The sequence below is a fragment of the Lacinutrix sp. MEBiC02595 genome, from assembly GCF_053601555.1.
Genome location: NZ_JBSHNU010000246.1, coordinates 89,078 through 106,476, shown reverse-complemented (window position 1 = coordinate 106,476; position 17,399 = coordinate 89,078). Strand labels below are relative to the sequence as shown.

Below are 17,399 nucleotides of genomic sequence, written 5' to 3'. Positions count from 1 at the left end.
GGCTTTATTTTAAGTAGTAAAGAATCGTATTTAAACTAGAAATGAAACCTAAAGTAACGCATACATGGGGTCCATTAAAAGGAACAGGTGTCAAGTAATACATACTCATTTATATAATTTAAATAACTTTTTTTATTAAACAGCTGTTTATCAGTAGTTTAGTTTTTCCAATTTACACTTTAATAATATAACTTTAAACCGCTGATTTATAGCGCATTAAACAATGTTTAAGTGATCAATTCATTGATTATCAGCATATTATATTTGTATTGTTCGTAAGTTTTATTACATTTGTGCTTTCTTCCTAACTTTTTTAGCTGTATTTCCTAAAATACACATACTGACAATTACTAATACCTCTTTTAGTGGCATTAATTTTTAAAACCATAAACAATGGGAAAGAAAAAATCCACACCTGAAAAATCTGCTCCGAAAAAAAAGACAGTTTCAAAAAAGGTTACTAAAGCAGCATTAGAAAAAGTTAAAATGCGTAAAGAAAACCTTAGTAAAACCAAGTTCGTAACTGGTAAAAACGCCATTTTAACCGCATTAGAATCTGCTTCCTTTAGAAGTAAAAAATCGGTAACAGATGCCGTTAAAAAATGTAAGTATAAAGCGGTAGAACTTGCTCCAGCAGTACGGATGCTATTTAAAGAAAGCGAAAATAAAGCGGTTAAATTATCCGAATCCTACGCAAAAACCATTAAAGACCCAAAAGAGAATAGAGAATTCTTTCAAGGGGTTGCACAAATGGAAAGAAAAGAGCGATGTGCTGTTATTAAAGGCTATCGCAATGCAAACCAAGCAAGAGGTGTCGTACATGCCATGAGTCAATTGCCAAGACAACAATGCAGAACTATAATGCAAGATTTTGTGTTTGATAACAAAGGCAAAAAAGACGAAAAAGGTGTTAAAGAAGTTCTTTTTTGGCTTCGAGATGCTGGAGCACAAATGCGAAAGATAGAAGGACAAACACCTGTTTTTCCAGATGGTGAAACCGATGATGCCGTTGTCGAGTTTTTTGAAGATGTAGCAGATGCAATATCAGATGCTGTCACTACCATTGTAGATGGTCTTACAGAGTTTTTTGAGGATTTGGTAGAGGCTATTTCAGATGCTGTTAATTGGGTGGTTGAAGAAGTTGCCAGTCTGGCAAGAGCATTAGTGGAAGCTGGAAAACAACTTTGGGAAATCTTAAAAGCTGCAGCAGAACTTGCTGTCAACCAAGTAAAAAAGTTTGTAGAAGCAATAAAACTTATCGGAAAATCATTTATTGAAATATTAGAAGATGTTTTTGCCTTTGCAAAAGAAATAATCGCATCTGTAATAGATGCCATAGATAAACTTGGCGAAATTTTTGCAGATTTATTAAGTTGGTTAGCAACAAAAACATACGAGTTTATTAAAGCGGGTATAGAAGCATTAATAAGCATTGGTAAAAAAATCGGTAATATTTTGGAACAAGCACTCCAGGCTAGTGTGGCACTAGTTAGAAACGTGGTTAGAGCGCTGATAGAAATTGGTGAAACCATAGGCTCTATATTAGTAACATTAATTACGCGTCCTAGAGATTTATTGAATGAAGTGGTTAGAGCTTTTGGAGAACTAGGAAATACTTTAGCAGATATTATTCAAGAAACAGTAAATGTAGCAGCAGATTTTGTTAGAGATGTTGTTAGAGCAGCGGCAGCAATTGGTACCGCATTAGTTGAGTTTACAGACTTTGTCATTCAAACTACAAAAGAACTGGCAACCAAAGTAGTAGATGGTTTATTAGCTGCTGGTCGAACTTTAGTCGAATTAATCGCCACTATAGCAAACAAAAGTATTGTTGCAATTAAAAAAATTGTTGAGGCTGCTTTCGAGCTAGGTAAAACTATGGTAAACTTTCTAAAAGATGTGTTTGATTTAGCTGTAGATTTATTAAAGGAGACCATAAAAGCTATGCTAGAAATAGGTAGAAAAATTGCCGAATTCACAAAAGCAATGGTAGAATTTACATACAGAAATGCTGCTAGATTTATTGAAGCTGCACTTGCTGCAGGAGCTACTATTGCAGATATTTTAGAATCTGTAATGGAAGAAACGTATTTCGTATTTAGAAAAATAGTGAATGGTGTATTACAAGCTTTAGGTCCTGTTGCAGATATATTTGAATGGCTAATTGCTAGAGGAGAAGATCTAGCTTCCGAAATTTGGAGACAAGCCGTTTTAGCAATTCGTTTTGTAAAAGAATCAATTACAGAAGTTATGGATTGGGCTTTAGAACAAGCAGATGCTATTTTTGATAGACTTTTAGAGTTAGTGGAAGATATTGGAAGTAGAATTTCTGAAGTGATAGATTGGGCAATCGCTGTTGGAGACGCTGCTTTAGAATTTTTAGGCGAAGCTACAGAACGAATAGGGAACTCCATTGGTTATGTCCTTAATTATTTAGAAAATGATTTTATTCCAGGTATTCGAAAGTTTGTGGAAGGTGCATTAAGAGCAGCAAGCGCAATAGCTGGTTTAATTGCTTGGGTTGCTAATAAAACCTTTGAAGTCATGCGAGAAGTTGTTATTGGTGCTTTGGCGGCAGGAATTGCTTTAGCTACTTTATTAACCGAAATTATGTTACATCCAGATCAAACACTCGATCTCTTTATTGCAGCAGCTAGAGATATAGGAAATTCTATTCAAGATATTTATCAATCCGTTTTAGATACAGGCGAAGAATTTTTAGAAGAAGTAACACAAACACTTAGAGAATTAGGGGAATCTGTTGAAGATATGCTTTCCGCAGCCTTTGAGGTAAGTGCCGGAATGCTAGGAGCTACCATTTCAATACTTTTTGAAATGTTAGGTAGTTATAGAAGTTTAACGCCTGCAGAAGAAGCAGATGGTCGTTTTGTTTTTGGAAATTCTATAGATTGGGATAACATCTTTATTGCTACAGAAGGTCCGTTAAATGATATTGTTTTTGGGGTTCAAGATTTTGTTACTAGAAACCAAGATTCACGCGCATTTGTAACGGGTAACTTAATAAATTTTGATGTAGATGATGATTTTAGTCGTGGTACTTTAATTCACGAATTGACACACGTTTGGCAAAACCAAAATACGGGTCCTGTGTATTTAGCACATGCTATTGCGGCGCAAGTATTAGGTGGTGGTTATAACTATGGATATAATGAAGAGGATGCGGATATTGGTATCAATATTCCAAACGCTTTTTATACACCAGTAGGATCACCTCCAACAATAAATATGAATAATGTTTCTCAAGGATTTTGGACTGGAGAAGGAGGAGAAACTGTTTTAGAAAACACCAATTCTTTTACCGATTTTAATGAAGAGCAACAAGGTCAAGTTTTAATGCAATTCTTTGTTAGAGCACGGTTATTAGGACAAACAGGAGATGCTATTAATAGATTTCAACCTTTTGTAGATGAAGTTAAAGCAGCATAAAACCATTTTAATTGTAAAACCACAATTTTCTTCTGGTTCTAAATCGGAAGAAAGTTTTACGTTGCTTAAAAACACATACATTAAGCATGATATAGAGGTGCATGTAATAGATTACGACACCAGACCAAGTTATAAGGAAATGCAAAGTCAAGTGCAAACAGAAGATGCCGTATTATTAATAGGTGATGCTACATGTTTTCCAAAAAATGCATTAAAGTTTCCATTTATTAAAACGATGGAAAACAAAAAAATACCGATTGCTTGGTTACCCATTAGAAATAGTAAGGATCTATTCACATTTTCTAAAACGATTCATGAAGTGCATGGTAGAAAACAAGAACAATGTGCTATCGCATTACTTTCACAAAAACATCCTAGATTTGTAAGAATTGTAGATCGAATGGCTACTATTTTAGAAACACCAAATTTATTACCATATAAATGGAGTAGTGATTTGCTCTTTAGAGAAAGTATGATTGAAGGTCTGGAAAGCGGATTGGGTTTAGCAACTTATTTTGGTCATGGAAGACCAATTGGTTGGGTTGGTTATTATGGTTTGCGTTCGCATCATTTTGAAAATAAAAATTCAAAACCTATTGGTGCATTACTATCGCTATGTTGTAAAACAGCAAGTAGGAAAAACACAGAAATCTCTTTTTGTGAGCAATTGGTTTTAGATGGAAAAACAGCAGTAAGCTTTGGAGCAGTAGATCGTACTTTACACACAGATAATACCAGATGGTCTATTGGTATTACAAAAGCTTTATTAAGTGGGGCAAGTACTATTGCTGAATTAATTATACAAGCAACACCAAAAAATCTTTCGTCGTATACACACTATCGGTTAATTGGCGATCCGTTAGCACCAATTTATTCTTCTAATAAAACCACATTATTCGCTAATAATATTAAAACATATCCATGAAAAATATAATAATAAATACGATTCTATCTCATTTTAGAGATGTGAAACCTAAGTTAGAAGTCGATTCTAATGATTCTAACTTTAAAGAAGAATTGGGTGTAGATTCTTTAGATATGGCAGAATTTGTTGCCAGAATAGAACAGGAATACAGAATTGAAATTCCAGATACAGATTGGTCGCAAATTGCTACGGTAAATTTAATGGCAGAATACATTCATAATGTCCATCACTAACAAAATAGCGGTTTCCGGATTAGGTGTTATTTGTTCCTTAGGAAATAATATAACCGATTTTTGGAAAGCTTTAATTAACGATTCCTGCGGCATTAAAAACTGGGAAGATTTAAAGAACTTAGATTTTAAATATACACATGCTAGTCGTGTAGGAAATATGGAATGTGATCCTTTGCAAAGAGGATTTCATTTTTCTATTTCAGCAATAGAGCAAGCCGTAAAGCAAGCGAATTGTTCCAACACCGAAAATTGGGGCTTGTTTTTAGGAACGACTATGGGAGAAAGCGCTGCTTTTGAAGCTATAGCAGAAAAAAATACAACGCTTAATCCGGAAGCATATACAGGTTTCGGAATTTGTAAACGTTTGATGAAAAAGTATCCAGAAATCACTAATTTTCAATGTTTTGCTACCGCTTGTGCGGCAGGGAATTATGCGCTTAAAGCAGGAATGGATGCGTTGCAAAAAGAAGAAGTTTCTATTGCAATAGTCGGTGGCGTAGATCCTTTTTCAAAAATAGCAATGACTGGTTTTAGTAGGAGCAGAGCGATGAGCCCTTCCGGAGTTTGTAAACCTTTTGATATCCATCGAGATGGCATGATTTTAGGCGAAGGAGCAGGTTTTCTAGTTTTGGAAAAAGTAGAAAATGCGACAAAAAGAAACGCGAATGTTCTTGCTGTTTTAGAGGATTGTGCTTTGTCTTGTGATGCCTATCATCCTACAGCACCAAAACCGGATTCTTCCGGAATTATAGATTGTTTTCAGCAACTTTTAAAAACAAATAATTTGAAGCCTTCGGAAATAGATTGGATTTCTGCTCATGGAACAGGAACCAAACTTTCCGATCAATCGGAAGCGCATGCAATTGCAAAAGTATTTGGTACTCATAAACCGTATGTTTCTAGTATTAAACCTAAAATCGGACATACTTTGGGTGCTTCTACAGCTATTGAAGCCATCGTTTCTGTACTTTCCATGCAGCATCAAACCATTCCACATACCTTAAATTATAACCATGCCGAATTTGATATTCTTATTCCGAAGAAACCCGTTTTAACCACAGTAAATAAAGTGTTGAATTGTGGTTATGCTTTTGGAGGACTGAATTCAATTACCTTATTTTCATCATGGAATTAAATTGGAACACATACGAAGCGCTAGGAGAATCGGAAGCAGATTTAGCAACGCAATTTGTAGATGCTATTTGTGCAAAACAGGATTTTGAGTTCTACGGAAATCAATCTGCTGTATATTTTATATCGTCTAATGCTGGAACTTTTTCTTCTATTGCTTTTTGGGAAAACGCTCTAGAACATAGTCCGCGTTTTGCTAATCCTGGAATCTTTCCTTGGACACTCGCCAATGCAACTTCTGGATATATTGCGAGAAGATTTTCTATCACCGGACCTAACTATACGATTATAGATAATACCATTAACGAAGCACAATTGATTTCTAGTTTTAAAATGGATGCATTAAAATATTCCTTAAAAAATGCCATTTGTGTGCATTGGGAATTAAAAGTAGAAAAGGAACTACTTGCAGTAATTGCTAAGTGGTGTATTATTTTGGCATAATATTTGAAAATATAGAAATGTAGTACACTAGTGAAACATAAAGTAAACGATACGTCCCTAAAAAGAAACATTAGCTAGCTACTTACAAAAGCTACTTGAATAGAAATTCAAGTAGCTTTTTTTAATTCGTTTCTTCTGGTGCTACCTTAAAATTTTTCATATCATTTAAAGGTTCTAGAACATTATATTCTGCCCAGATAGATGCATCGTACGTTTTAGAATCTTCAAAATCGATTCTCGTTTTTTCGGTATAACCATTATAATTACTAGCTTCCATATCTTCTCTTGAAATGACTAAAAGCTCGGATTTTCCTTTAAAGGTTCCTTCAATTTTAAAGTTAAAAGAAACTTTATTTCTGGAGTTATCATTTTCAATAAACTTAATTGGTCGATTTACATAAAAGTAGCGATCTACTTGGTTATTTATATAATTAGGATAGTAATAATTGTCCGCATCTTTTTTATACACGACAATTCCTCTTCGATTTTTTTCAACGTATTTTACGCCAAATAACAATCTTAAATTAAGTTTGTCTCCAATTCTATTTTCATAGAAGGTATAATCGGTTCGAATAACAGCAAAGGTTTCATTAGAAACATACATGGTTCCTGTATATAAAGCAGAAGATCTTTTAGGTTTAAATTCTATAATATAAACCATTTCGCTGTCTAAAAAAGTGACATCTTTAAGAGAATACTTGTACTTTCTAGTGTTGGTAACAAAATCTAATTTGGCATCCGGGTTCGAAAAACTACTATTCTTTATCATGTTAAACGTTTCGTTTTTTGCATATCGAAGCGTATTCACGGTATCTTGTCTTTTCTTAATTTCTTCTTTATTTACTGTAGCAGAATCGGTTATTTTAAAAAAACCAGATTTAACGGTATACATTTTGTCTTTATCTAAATGTTTCATAACGATATTTTGTCCGCGTTCTGCTATACTTTCCATCGATTGATCGTTCTTTTCATCCCGTAAGCTAATTGCTTTTTCTACATCTAGTTTGGCATTATCTTTATCCAAAATCTTTAGGGAGCCTACAAAATCTGTGTATTGTTTTGATTTATTATTTACTAAAGAAGTTTCTAATTTATCAAAATCATCATTGAATGCTTGCAGTTGCTTTTTCTTAAAACCAGTAGATTTTTTAATTTCAAAATCTGCTAAATCACCTATTACATAATCTGTTTTCCTGCTAAAAACTTTAAATTCATTGCGGTCTAATCTGTAATTGCTTTTTAAGTTAGCATTCACATAAAATAGTATAGAATCTGCAGATAGTGCGGTATGGTTTAAAAAGACTTCGGAAAGTTCATTCATCTTTTCCTCTAATATATATGCTTTAGAAGTGAAGTTTTCAAGGAGCAATCCATTTTTTTCAAAACCTAAACAGGAAATTTTAACGGAATCTGTTGCTGCAAACCCTTTGGTGTCAATAGAAAAACTTCCTTCTTCATTAGAGATAACGCCATAATGTTCGCCAATTTGAATGGTTGCAAAAGGGATTTCCTCGTTGGTAGAAGATAGAACTTTTCCAGAAACGGTTTGTCCTTGTATATTATAAAAACTGAAAATACTAAGTGAAAGAAAGAAAAGGATATTTTTAAATTTCATAGACTTGCTTTTTATTAAAACGATTTACGATATATAATGTTACAAAAAAAACCTAAACAATTTGCTTAGGTTTTAAAAAAAAAATCGAAAATTTTCTATATTTTTATTCTTCCGTAGATTCTTCCATGGTATGATATACGTTTTGCACATCATCATTATCATCTAATTTCTCTAGAAGCTTTTCTACATCTGCAGCTTCTTCTGGAGTCAATTTTTTAGTTACTTGTGGTATACGTTCAAAACCAGAAGAAAGAATTTCAATACCTCGAGATTCTAATTCTGCTTGAATAGCACCAAAACTTTCAAAAGGAGCATAGATTAAAATACCATCATCATCTGCAAAAACTTCTTCTGCACCAAAGTCAATAAATTCTAATTCTAGTTCTTCCGGATCTAATCCTTCCGCTTCAATTCTAAAGTTACAAGTATGATCAAACATAAACACTACAGAACCTGAAGTACCTAAACTACCATCACATTTATTAAAATAGCTTCTTACATCGGCAACGGTACGCGTATTATTATCTGTTGCAGTTTCTACTAAAACAGCAATTCCGTGCGGTGCATACCCTTCAAAAATCACTTCTTTATAATCGCCAAGACTTTTATCACTTGCTTTCTTAATAGCGCGTTCTACATTATCTTTAGGCATGTTCACGGCCTTTGCATTTTGAATAACCGCTCTTAAACGCGAATTACTTGCCGGATCAGGACCACCTTCTTTAACAGCCATAACAATGTCTTTACCAATACGTGTAAAGGCTTTGCTCATAGCAGACCAACGTTTCATTTTACGTGCTTTACGAAATTCAAAAGCTCTTCCCATTAAAAATATATGTTTTTAGTTTCCACGATTCCCGATAACTACAGGAAGGAAACTTATTAATTAAATTGTTTGAATTACAAATATAAAAATTACAATCGCAAACTGCAACAACTGTGGTTTAGATATTTTAATATGATTGGTTTTATAAGGAGTTATTTCACAACGTTTTCCAAAGTACCGCATAGATGTACCATAAAACAAGACTAGTTTGCATGCTTTACTCTAGAGAAGTGGATTGCTAAATGTATACTATTTTTAAAGTTGAAGTGCGCACTGCTAACTGCGATTGAAAACGGTTAATTAATCTTCGTCTTCGGGAACAACAATGGCATCAATAGCCTTAACAAGTTTGAAATCTTTTTTTGTTACGCCGTTTACATCATGTGTAGATACCGTTATTTTTAAAATATTATACACATTACTCCAATCTGGATGGTGATTTTGGGCTTCGCACTCAAAAGCGATTCTACTCATGGCACTAAAGCAATCTTTAAAGTTATCGAATTCAAATTCTGCATGAAGTGCATTGTCAAAATAGTCCCAATCTGGAAAATGTAATAATCGTTTTTCTATATCTTCTGCTGAAATTTTTTCCATTTTTATTGTTTTATAATGCACTACAAAATACTCATTTTTAAAACATCCTTACTCTGTATTTGTAAGTTTTTTGGTAAAAGGTTATCCTTTGGTAAAACAGCTAAATATCTATCGTCATTAGTAGTGTACACTTGTTTGTAAACGGGTTGATATAATACGAGAGAAGCTACAATTTCTTTTATAAACTCATCATGATGTATTAAATCGGTGCTTCCTAGATGGAAAATCCCGGACTTACTTCTGTTAATGATATAATGTATTTGCTGTGAAAGTTTATAGTCTGTAGTTACGTTTATTATTAAGTTAGGAAAAACCTCTATCGGTAATTTCTCTTTTAATTGCATTTTAATCTCTTCGACTCTAGGAGAGCCTTGTCCAAAAACCATTGGAACTCTTAAAATTGCCCATTTTTTTTTGGGTAAACGCATGAGCATATTTTCAATTTTAATTTTAAAATGCCCATAAATACTAGAGCTTAATGTTTTGTCTAGCTCGTAACTAGGATAGTTTTTATACGCATCAAATACGTTTGCAGACGATAAGAAAATGATTTTGCAATCGTGATGTTGTACATATTCTGTAATGTGTCCATGTGCTATTGTTTGCGTTGCAAAGTTTCCGCGAAGCGCTGAAATAATAATACTAGGTTTTGTAGCTTCTAATATTTCTACCACGTCATCTTCTTCGTGATTATAGTGAAAAAATTGTTTGTTTTTTTCGGAAGCTGTATTGGATGTGACATAAGTGCCAAAAACTCTAAAATAGGCGTAGAGCTCTTTGTAAACAGCATTACCAATAAAGCCATTAACACCAAGAACTAGTATTTTATGTTTTTTTTTATCCAACATTATTGGGGCAATTCTTTAAAAAATAGAAAGTTTAGTTTTGGTCGTAAAAGCTTCTAAAGCTTGCATACCAATTTTAGAATTTCCTTTTGGATTTAGTCCGGGAGACCAAGTGGATATAATGAAATTATTGGGTAGTAACGCAACAATACCACCACCGACGCCACTTTTTCCAGGTAACCCAACCTCGAATGCAAACTCACCTGCTTCATCATAAAATCCGCAAGTAAGCATAATAGCATTGATACGTTTTATTTGGCTAGCCGTTAGCCATTCTTTATTTTGCAGGCATACGCCATGATTAGCGAATAAAAAGAAAGCATTTGTTAATTGCTCACAAGTCATTTCTAAAGCGCACTGGTGAAAATAGAAATCTAGAACATCTTCGACATCATTTTTTAAATTCCCAAACGATTTTAAAAGATTTGCTGCCGCATAGTTATTAAAACCTGTAGCTTTTTCTGAAGCTGCAACAGCCTCGTTATAATCGATAGTTGGATCGTTTGCTAAAGCGCGAACAAAGTGTAAGAAATCTGCTTTGGGGTTTTCTAATTGTGAAACCAATATATCTGCAATAACAATGGCTCCAGAATTTATAAATGGATTTCTAGGAATTCCATTTTCAAGTTCTAGTAACGATAATTGATTAAAAGGATCGCCAGAAGGCTCCACGTCCATACGTTCCCATAGCGCATCTCCTTGTAGTTGAAAAGCCTTAGAAAGCGCAAATGCTTTAGAAATACTTTGAATAGAAAAAGGCGTTTTAGCTTCACCAACCGAAAAACTTTCTCCAGAGATTAGTTGTAAATGGATACCAAAATTATTGGCATTTATATGCGATAATTCAGGGATGTAATTTGCGACCAATCCACGATCTATTTCTTGTTTTAAATCGTTGTGGATGGTATTAATTACCTCTTGAAAATCTATCATATTTAACCTTTATAAAATGGTAATTTTACAACCGTTGCTGGAATCGCATTTTTACGAATCTGTATGTTTATCTTACTGTTTACATCTGCAAAAATAGTTGGTACATAACCCAGACCAATTCCTTTACCAAGCATCGGACTCATAGTTCCAGAAGTAACATTACCAATCTTTTTACCTTGACCATCTACAATATCATAGCCTTGACGAGGAATTCCTCTTTCGTCTAATTGGAATGCAATAAGTTTACGTTCTGAACCTCTTCGTTTTTCATCTGCTAAAGCTTCGGAATTTGTAAATTCTTTAGTGAATTTTGTAACCCATCCTAAACCAGCTTCAATAGGAGAAGTAGTATCATCTATATCATTTCCGTAAAGACAATATCCCATTTCTAAACGCAGTGTATCTCTTGCAGCAAGACCAATTGGCGTAGCTCCAGCTTCGGTAACTTTATCCCAAATTTGTTTTACTTCTGTATTTTTACAATAAATTTCAAATCCGCCACTTCCTGTATAACCAGTAGCAGAGATAATCACGTTTTCAATACCTGCAAAATCGCCAACAACAAAATTGTAAAATTTAATAGCAGCCAAATCATGACTAGTAAGGCTTTGCATCGCTTCTACAGCTTGAGGTCCTTGAATTGCTAGTAAAGAATAGTCTTCACTTATGTCACGCATTTCTGCATCGACTGTATTTTTAGAGGAAATCCAATTCCAATCTTTTTCAATATTACTAGCATTAACCACTAATAAATATTGTTCTTCTTTCAGTTTGTAGATAATTAAATCGTCTACAATTCCGCCATCATCATTAGGGATACAACTGTATTGCGCTTTGCCAATAGTAAGTTTGCTTGCATCATTACTACATGCTTTTTGAATTAACGCAAGTGCATTCGGACCAGAAATTAAAAATTCTCCCATGTGACTTACATCAAAAACACCAACACTTTTTCTAACCGTTTCGTGTTCTATGTTTACGCCTTCGTATTGTACAGGCATATTGTAACCAGCAAAAGGAACCATTTTTGCTCCTAGAGCTTCGTGTGTAGCAGATAATGCAGTGTTTTTCATAAAGAATATATTTTTTCATTTCCGTTGGGACGGAAATCTTGATTATTTAATTATTGAATAACAAAAGTATTGAAAAATTTTGAGTTGGTTTTAGGAATAGCAATAATATGGAGTTAAAGTTTTTTTGAAGTAAAGTTTTGAGTTTTTGAAATTAAAGGAATGAATACGATGCTATAAAATCGTTTTAATGTTTTCTTTCAACAGTTCCTTTAAAATGGAAATTCTGTAGTTTTTTCGAGAAAGTTAAACCACTATTTTTTTTGCCAAGGAAATTTACCTTCTAATTCTACTTGTAACGAAAGACTTAAAAATGTTCTAATAAGAACAATTAGCCCTAAAATAGAAACAGATTTTAATGATGGCTCTGTAACCACTGTTGCCATAATATCTGCTGCAATTAATATTTCTAATCCTAAAAGAATGGATTTCCCAACAGATTGTCTAAGTGCTATATAACTGACCGCTTTTTTACTTTTGATTAAAAAAATAAATTTTCCAATGGCGAATATGGAACCAAAAAAAATGGTTAGCACTCCAATTGCTTCCATTATTGTTGCAACATAATCGATGTATGTTTTAATATTTTCCATCTAATTGTTAAGGTTCTGTTTCATTATGTATCTCTTTTTAGACGCTATAATATCGCTTTTATAATTTAGAATTGCAATTTATTTAATCTCCAATTCTTTCTGTTTTTACTTGCATAAACTTTGTTTGATATTAGCAGTCGGAGGTAAGTCTGCAAATGTTTTTTAATACATAAGAGACTTCTTAAACTTTCTATTTGGTCAGTGTTTTATATACTTCATCAAAAATTTCTGGTTTATCTGCTAATACAATTAGTGTGTCATCAGCTTCCACTTTGGTTAAACCATTTGGAATAATATAACTTTCGCCTCTTTTAATCATTGCTATAATTGCATTTTTAGGAAAGCCTAATTCTATGATTTTCTTATCTACCGCAAAGCAGTCTTTAGATATGATAAGCTCTTTCATTTCTGCTTTAGGGTTTTCCGTTAGAAGCAAATCGGTATCGGTAAATTTCTTTTGTGTTTCTGGTAATCCCACACCTAACCATTTTGCAACAATAGAAAGTGTGGTTCCCTGAATTAAAATAGAAGTAACCGAAATGAAAAATACAATATTAAAAATCATGTGTGCTTTATCTATTCCTGCTAAAAGCGGATAGGTAGCAAAAACAATAGGAACGGCACCACGTAAACCAACCCAAGAAATATAAAACCTTCTTTTCATTTTCATCTTAAAAAACATAAGACTTATAAATACGCCAATAGGTCTAGCAACAAGGATTAAGAATACGGAGATAAGTAATCCGATACCCATATATGGAATTATTTGAGAAGGGAAAACGAGTAAACCAAGCGTAAGGAATAATACAATTTGCATTAGCCAAGCTAAACCATCAAACATTTTTAAGATAGTTTTTTTGTGTATTAGGTCTTGATTTCCTAAATAAACGGCACAAATATAAATGGAAAGAAATCCGTTACCTCCTACAAAGTTGGTAGCAGAAAATGTGATAAACATCAAGGCTATTACTAAAACAGGGTAAAGCCCTTCAAAATCTAATTTTATTTTATTGATTATATATTTACTAGTAACGCCAAAGGTTATACCCAAAATACCACCAAAAATCATTTGTTGTAAAAACAATGGGATAATAGATAGAAAACTTTTGTCTTGATTAATAACTAAGGTTAGAAAGGCTATTGTAAGTACATAGGCCATTGGGTCATTACTTCCGCTTTCTAACTCTAAAGTGGGTCTTAAGTTGGTTTTAAGTGCAAGACTTTTAGAACGTAGAATGGAAAATACGGCAGCGGCATCTGTAGAAGATACAATAGAACCTAATAATAGGCTTTCATAAATAGTGAAATCGGTAACAAACCATACAAAAGTACCGAGAGAAACTGCTGTAAATAATACACCTAATGTGGATAACGCAATTCCTTCTCGAAGAATGGGTTTTACAGATTTCCAATTGGTATCGAGTCCTCCTGAAAACAATATAAAATTTAGCGATACAATACCAATAAATTGGGCAAGTTTTGGATCGTCAAAACGAATACCTCCAATACCGTCAGATCCTGCTAGCATTCCTATTCCTAAAAACAGTAATAAGGTAGGAACACCAAACTTATAGGAAGTCTTACCTGCAAAAATGCTGATAAGAAGTAATAAAGAGCCAACTAATAGTATATTTTCAATCGTTAAATTCATGCATTTTTCTTTTTGAAATCAAAAGATAAAGATACTGCTAGTTCTCTAAAAACCCATAAAAAAGGAGCACTTAACTTATGCGATTTTTCGACGTAATTGGAATTTGTTTAACCTACGAGTTGCATACTATAACTTTACCACCAAACCACAAAAAATTTTAGGGTTTCCCCATTTGTTTTTTTTAACCAACATAAAGGGGCTTTTTCTTGATTTAAAAGCGGTTTTAATTCCTTAGAAAAAGTATTGTACGATTGCCAGGAATCATGTGTTGGAATATCGATTAGCCAATCTCCTTTATCGGGAATAAAGAAGGTGCAATCTTTAAATTCTTGTAGCTCTTTTTGGGTAATATAAAAGCCTTTAACACAAGAAGCATTTATCGCTTTAAAAGGAATATTCTGGTTGTGAAAAGGAACAAATAGTTGTGCTTTAAAACTGACGCGTTGTTGGATTTCTTCCACTTGTAAACCTAGTTTTTCTAGTACAGGTTTTGTGCAAGTATGATAGAGTAGTGGTAATTGCTTTTCTTCTAGCTTGGCTAATTTTTGTACAAGGCTATCTTTTCTATTCGGACCAATCCAGTGGTCTATTTCTTTAGTCCCAACAGTTTCATCATACAAGTAAAATTTATAGATAATTTCTAAATGAATGATTTGTTCGTCCTTTTTAAGAAGACAATCTATTTCTCCAATAGTAAGCTTCCCGTTTTGTATCTGAATGTTTTCGATTAAAATAGAAACGGTTTCGTCTTGTTTTAATTGCCGACTAACAAAACGTTCGACTAATTTGCCAAGTCTTAATTTAGGTGTTTCTGAAGCATTTAAAATAGCGATTGTATTAGAGATTTCTAATTGTTGCATTTCAAAATCCGAAGTATTTAACCACAAATTTGGTGTGTTTAGAAAACCTAAATATTGTAATGTTATGTCTTTCATCTATATTAAAATCGCTTTGTGAATTTTATTTGTCGTCTAGCAAAAGTATTGAAAAAGAAGGAGATGTTTGTGAGAAATATAAGCGTATAGCAGAAGTATTAATTTTTTATTAGAGGATATTAAACTTAAGTTAAAGGGCTCATATTTTTTGGTTTTGGGCATTTTTATAGATAAGTTAAAGTATGGAAAATATTTTAGTAGCAGGTGCAAATGGCACTACAGGAAAAAAAATAGTTAATCTTTTAAAGGAATCTCTATATTTTAACCCAATAGCAATGGTTAGAAAAGAGGAACAACAAGCTTATTTTAAAGCAAAAAATATAGATACCGTTTTAGGAGATTTAGAAACAGATGTTTCTCATGTATTTAATAATTCTAAAAGCATCGATAAAGTAGTATTTGCTGCCGGTTCTGGTGGAAAAAAAGTAGTCGAAGTAGATCAAGAAGGCGCCAAGCGATTAATAGATGCTTCTAATAAAAATGCTGTGAAAAAGTTTGTGATGCTTAGTTCTATGGGAGCAGATCAACCAGAAAAAGCAGAACAATTACAAGACTATTTAAAAGCAAAACATAATGCGGATGTATACTTGAAATCTAGCGGATTAAATTATGCTATTGTTAGACCAGGTGCATTAACAAATGGCGAATTAACGAATGCCATAGATTTGGAAGAAAAATTAAATACCAGAGGAGAAATAAGTAGAAATGATGTTGCGCAAACATTAGTGCGTACGCTTAATGATGACGTTGCAAATAATGTCACTTTCGAAATCATAAAAGGCAACACATTAATTGGTGATGCCTTAAATAAAGTATCTTCTGTTAAAGCGTGATTAGCCTTTTAATAAAAAGGACTTTAAACCATCGTAGCTGCCAATTTTGGTGGCTACTTTTGTTTTTCCCATTACCGCTTGAATTTGTTTTGGTAATGCTTGTTTTTCTAGGATAACTTCTTCTACAACATCTAAAAACTTAGTTGGATGTGCTGTTTCTAAAAACACGGTATGTGCATTTGGGTTTTCCTTTAAATATGCTTTGCAACCTAAATAACCAACAGCGCCATGCGGATCTGCAACATAGTTATAGTTGTTGTAAATTTCTAACATGGCTTCTTTCGTTTCTATATCTGAAAAACTATAAGAAGAAAGGTTGTTTTTTAGGCTATCGAAATTGTTTTTATAAATTTCTTGAATACGAATGAAATTACTCGGATTACCAACATCCATGGCATTACTTATCGTTTGTACCGATGCTTTCGGGTTGTATTCTTCGGTTTGTAGATAATTAGTAACCACATTATTTTGGTTATTGGAAGCTATAAAATGTTTAATTGGTAAACCTAATTTTTGTGCCATCATTCCTGCGCAAACATTTCCAAAATTCCCACTAGGTACAGAAAAAACAATGTCTTTGTGTGTTTTATGTAATTGCTTGTATGCAAACATAAAGTAGAAAAGTTGTGGTAACCAACGTGCAACATTAATAGAGTTAGCAGAAGTTAATTGCATTTTACTGGTTAGTTCTTCATCTAAAAAAGCACGTTTTACCATGTCTTGACAATCATCAAAAACACCATCTACTTCTAAAGCTCTAATGTTTTGCCCAAGCGTGGTAAGTTGCATTTCTTGTATATCACTTACTTTTCCGGAAGGATATAATATCACTACGTTTACACCTTTAACGCCAAGAAAACCGTTTGCAACAGCGCCTCCAGTATCTCCAGAAGTTGCCACCAAAACAGTAACTTCGTTGGTGTTATCTTTATTAAAATAGCCTAAACATCTTGCCATAAATCGAGCACCAACATCTTTAAAAGCCATAGTCGGACCATGAAAAAGTTCTAAAGTCGAAATATGATCGTTTAGTTGTACCACAGGAAAATCGAAAGAAAGTGTTTCTTCAACTATTGTTTTTAAAACGTCCTCCGGAATTTCTGGATAAACAAATTGTTTAATGGCTGTAAAAGCTATTTCCGAATAGGATAAGTTATCTATATTATCAAAAAAAGCTTTTGGTAAAGGTGTAATATTCTCAGGGAAATATAATCCTCTATCGGGAGCTAATCCTTTTATTACTGCATCTTTAAAAGATGTATTTGGTGCTTTTTTATTTAAACTATAGTAATTCATTTCCTTTTAATTTTACTTTTAATAC

Annotated in this window: 16 protein-coding genes; 6 read left to right on the top strand and 10 right to left on the bottom strand. The window is 33.2% G+C overall.

Annotated features, from left to right (window positions below; translation table 11 throughout):
* Nucleotides 1–393: 393 nt before the first annotated feature.
* From ACVCZW_RS17820 to ACVCZW_RS17800, 5 genes are read left to right on the top strand one after another with little or no spacing between them, the layout of a single operon-like run.
* Complete coding sequence (locus ACVCZW_RS17820) at nt 394–3,447, top strand: phage tail protein (protein WP_452233076.1); 3,054 nt, start codon at nt 394–396, stop codon at nt 3,445–3,447.
* Complete coding sequence (locus ACVCZW_RS17815; RefSeq protein WP_452233075.1) at nt 3,428–4,372, top strand: C25 family cysteine peptidase; 945 nt, start codon at nt 3,428–3,430, stop codon at nt 4,370–4,372. The genes ACVCZW_RS17820 and ACVCZW_RS17815 overlap by 20 nt, the downstream gene beginning before the upstream one ends.
* Nucleotides 4,369–4,605: an acyl carrier protein gene (locus ACVCZW_RS17810; protein WP_452230139.1), complete on the top strand. Its 237-nt coding sequence runs from the start codon at nt 4,369–4,371 to the stop codon at nt 4,603–4,605. The genes ACVCZW_RS17815 and ACVCZW_RS17810 overlap by 4 nt, the downstream gene beginning before the upstream one ends.
* Complete coding sequence (locus ACVCZW_RS17805) at nt 4,592–5,740, top strand: beta-ketoacyl-[acyl-carrier-protein] synthase family protein (protein WP_452233074.1); 1,149 nt, start codon at nt 4,592–4,594, stop codon at nt 5,738–5,740. Before ACVCZW_RS17810 ends, ACVCZW_RS17805 begins: the two co-directional genes overlap by 14 nt.
* Nucleotides 5,731–6,180: a hypothetical protein gene (locus ACVCZW_RS17800; protein ID WP_452233073.1), complete on the top strand. Its 450-nt coding sequence runs from the start codon at nt 5,731–5,733 to the stop codon at nt 6,178–6,180. Before ACVCZW_RS17805 ends, ACVCZW_RS17800 begins: the two co-directional genes overlap by 10 nt.
* A 121-nt stretch (nt 6,181–6,301) precedes the next feature.
* Here ACVCZW_RS17800 and ACVCZW_RS17795 read toward each other — a convergent pair whose 3' ends face one another.
* From ACVCZW_RS17795 to ACVCZW_RS17755, 9 genes are all read right to left on the bottom strand, one after another.
* Nucleotides 6,302–7,795, bottom strand: coding sequence for a carboxypeptidase-like regulatory domain-containing protein (locus tag ACVCZW_RS17795; protein WP_452233072.1), 1,494 nt, complete (start codon nt 7,793–7,795; stop codon nt 6,302–6,304).
* A 103-nt stretch (nt 7,796–7,898) separates the two neighbouring features.
* Entirely contained in the window at nt 7,899–8,621 is a 723-nt protein-coding gene (locus tag ACVCZW_RS17790; protein ID WP_203459004.1) for a YebC/PmpR family DNA-binding transcriptional regulator, read from the bottom strand.
* A 300-nt stretch (nt 8,622–8,921) separates the two neighbouring features.
* Nucleotides 8,922–9,218 (bottom strand): 4a-hydroxytetrahydrobiopterin dehydratase, encoded by a 297-nt coding sequence (locus tag ACVCZW_RS17785; RefSeq protein ID WP_452230135.1) that lies wholly within the window; start codon nt 9,216–9,218, stop codon nt 8,922–8,924.
* A gap of 20 nt (nt 9,219–9,238) precedes the next feature.
* A complete protein-coding gene (locus ACVCZW_RS17780) occupies nt 9,239–10,066 on the bottom strand; it encodes a sugar nucleotide-binding protein (RefSeq protein WP_452230134.1) in 828 nt (275 codons plus the stop codon).
* A gap of 15 nt (nt 10,067–10,081) precedes the next feature.
* Nucleotides 10,082–10,996 carry a glutaminase gene (locus tag ACVCZW_RS17775; RefSeq protein ID WP_452233071.1) on the bottom strand — a complete coding sequence of 305 codons (915 nt, stop codon included), beginning with the start codon at nt 10,994–10,996 and terminating at the stop codon, nt 10,082–10,084.
* A 2-nt stretch (nt 10,997–10,998) separates the two neighbouring features.
* Complete coding sequence (gcvT, locus tag ACVCZW_RS17770) at nt 10,999–12,069, bottom strand: glycine cleavage system aminomethyltransferase GcvT (RefSeq protein ID WP_452230132.1); 1,071 nt, start codon at nt 12,067–12,069, stop codon at nt 10,999–11,001.
* Between the two features lie 251 nt (nt 12,070–12,320).
* Entirely contained in the window at nt 12,321–12,659 is a 339-nt protein-coding gene (locus tag ACVCZW_RS17765; RefSeq protein WP_452230131.1) for a DUF1622 domain-containing protein, read from the bottom strand.
* 190 nt (nt 12,660–12,849) lie between these two features.
* Nucleotides 12,850–14,310, bottom strand: coding sequence for a potassium/proton antiporter (locus ACVCZW_RS17760; RefSeq protein WP_452233070.1), 1,461 nt, complete (start codon nt 14,308–14,310; stop codon nt 12,850–12,852).
* A gap of 134 nt (nt 14,311–14,444) precedes the next feature.
* Complete coding sequence (locus ACVCZW_RS17755; RefSeq protein ID WP_452233069.1) at nt 14,445–15,245, bottom strand: DUF1853 family protein; 801 nt, start codon at nt 15,243–15,245, stop codon at nt 14,445–14,447.
* A 182-nt stretch (nt 15,246–15,427) separates the two neighbouring features.
* Between ACVCZW_RS17755 and ACVCZW_RS17750 the strand changes: the two genes are divergently transcribed.
* Complete coding sequence (locus ACVCZW_RS17750; RefSeq protein WP_452230128.1) at nt 15,428–16,078, top strand: SDR family oxidoreductase; 651 nt, start codon at nt 15,428–15,430, stop codon at nt 16,076–16,078.
* Here the strand turns inward: ACVCZW_RS17750 and thrC are convergent, their stop codons facing one another.
* Entirely contained in the window at nt 16,079–17,374 is a 1,296-nt protein-coding gene (thrC, locus tag ACVCZW_RS17745; protein WP_452233068.1) for a threonine synthase, read from the bottom strand. It abuts the gene before it with no gap.
* Nucleotides 17,375–17,399: the final 25 nt, after the last annotated feature.

Excerpts from the sequence above, each read along its gene's own strand:
- ACVCZW_RS17820 (WP_452233076.1), top strand. The coding sequence starts at position 394 with ATGGGAAAGAAAAAATCCACACCTGAAAAATCTGCTCCGAAAAAAAAG.
- ACVCZW_RS17815 (WP_452233075.1), top strand. The coding sequence starts at position 3,428 with ATGAAGTTAAAGCAGCATAAAACCATTTTAATTGTAAAACCACAATTT.
- ACVCZW_RS17810 (WP_452230139.1), top strand. The coding sequence starts at position 4,369 with ATGAAAAATATAATAATAAATACGATTCTATCTCATTTTAGAGATGTG.
- ACVCZW_RS17805 (WP_452233074.1), top strand. The coding sequence starts at position 4,592 with ATGTCCATCACTAACAAAATAGCGGTTTCCGGATTAGGTGTTATTTGT.
- ACVCZW_RS17800 (WP_452233073.1), top strand. The coding sequence starts at position 5,731 with ATGGAATTAAATTGGAACACATACGAAGCGCTAGGAGAATCGGAAGCA.
- ACVCZW_RS17795 (WP_452233072.1), bottom strand. The coding sequence starts at position 7,795 with ATGAAATTTAAAAATATCCTTTTCTTTCTTTCACTTAGTATTTTCAGT.
- ACVCZW_RS17790 (WP_203459004.1), bottom strand. The coding sequence starts at position 8,621 with ATGGGAAGAGCTTTTGAATTTCGTAAAGCACGTAAAATGAAACGTTGG.
- ACVCZW_RS17785 (WP_452230135.1), bottom strand. The coding sequence starts at position 9,218 with ATGGAAAAAATTTCAGCAGAAGATATAGAAAAACGATTATTACATTTT.
- ACVCZW_RS17780 (WP_452230134.1), bottom strand. The coding sequence starts at position 10,066 with ATGTTGGATAAAAAAAAACATAAAATACTAGTTCTTGGTGTTAATGGC.
- ACVCZW_RS17775 (WP_452233071.1), bottom strand. The coding sequence starts at position 10,996 with ATGATAGATTTTCAAGAGGTAATTAATACCATCCACAACGATTTAAAA.
- gcvT (WP_452230132.1), bottom strand. The coding sequence starts at position 12,069 with ATGAAAAACACTGCATTATCTGCTACACACGAAGCTCTAGGAGCAAAA.
- ACVCZW_RS17765 (WP_452230131.1), bottom strand. The coding sequence starts at position 12,659 with ATGGAAAATATTAAAACATACATCGATTATGTTGCAACAATAATGGAA.
- ACVCZW_RS17760 (WP_452233070.1), bottom strand. The coding sequence starts at position 14,310 with ATGAATTTAACGATTGAAAATATACTATTAGTTGGCTCTTTATTACTT.
- ACVCZW_RS17755 (WP_452233069.1), bottom strand. The coding sequence starts at position 15,245 with ATGAAAGACATAACATTACAATATTTAGGTTTTCTAAACACACCAAAT.
- ACVCZW_RS17750 (WP_452230128.1), top strand. The coding sequence starts at position 15,428 with ATGGAAAATATTTTAGTAGCAGGTGCAAATGGCACTACAGGAAAAAAA.
- thrC (WP_452233068.1), bottom strand. The coding sequence starts at position 17,374 with ATGAATTACTATAGTTTAAATAAAAAAGCACCAAATACATCTTTTAAA.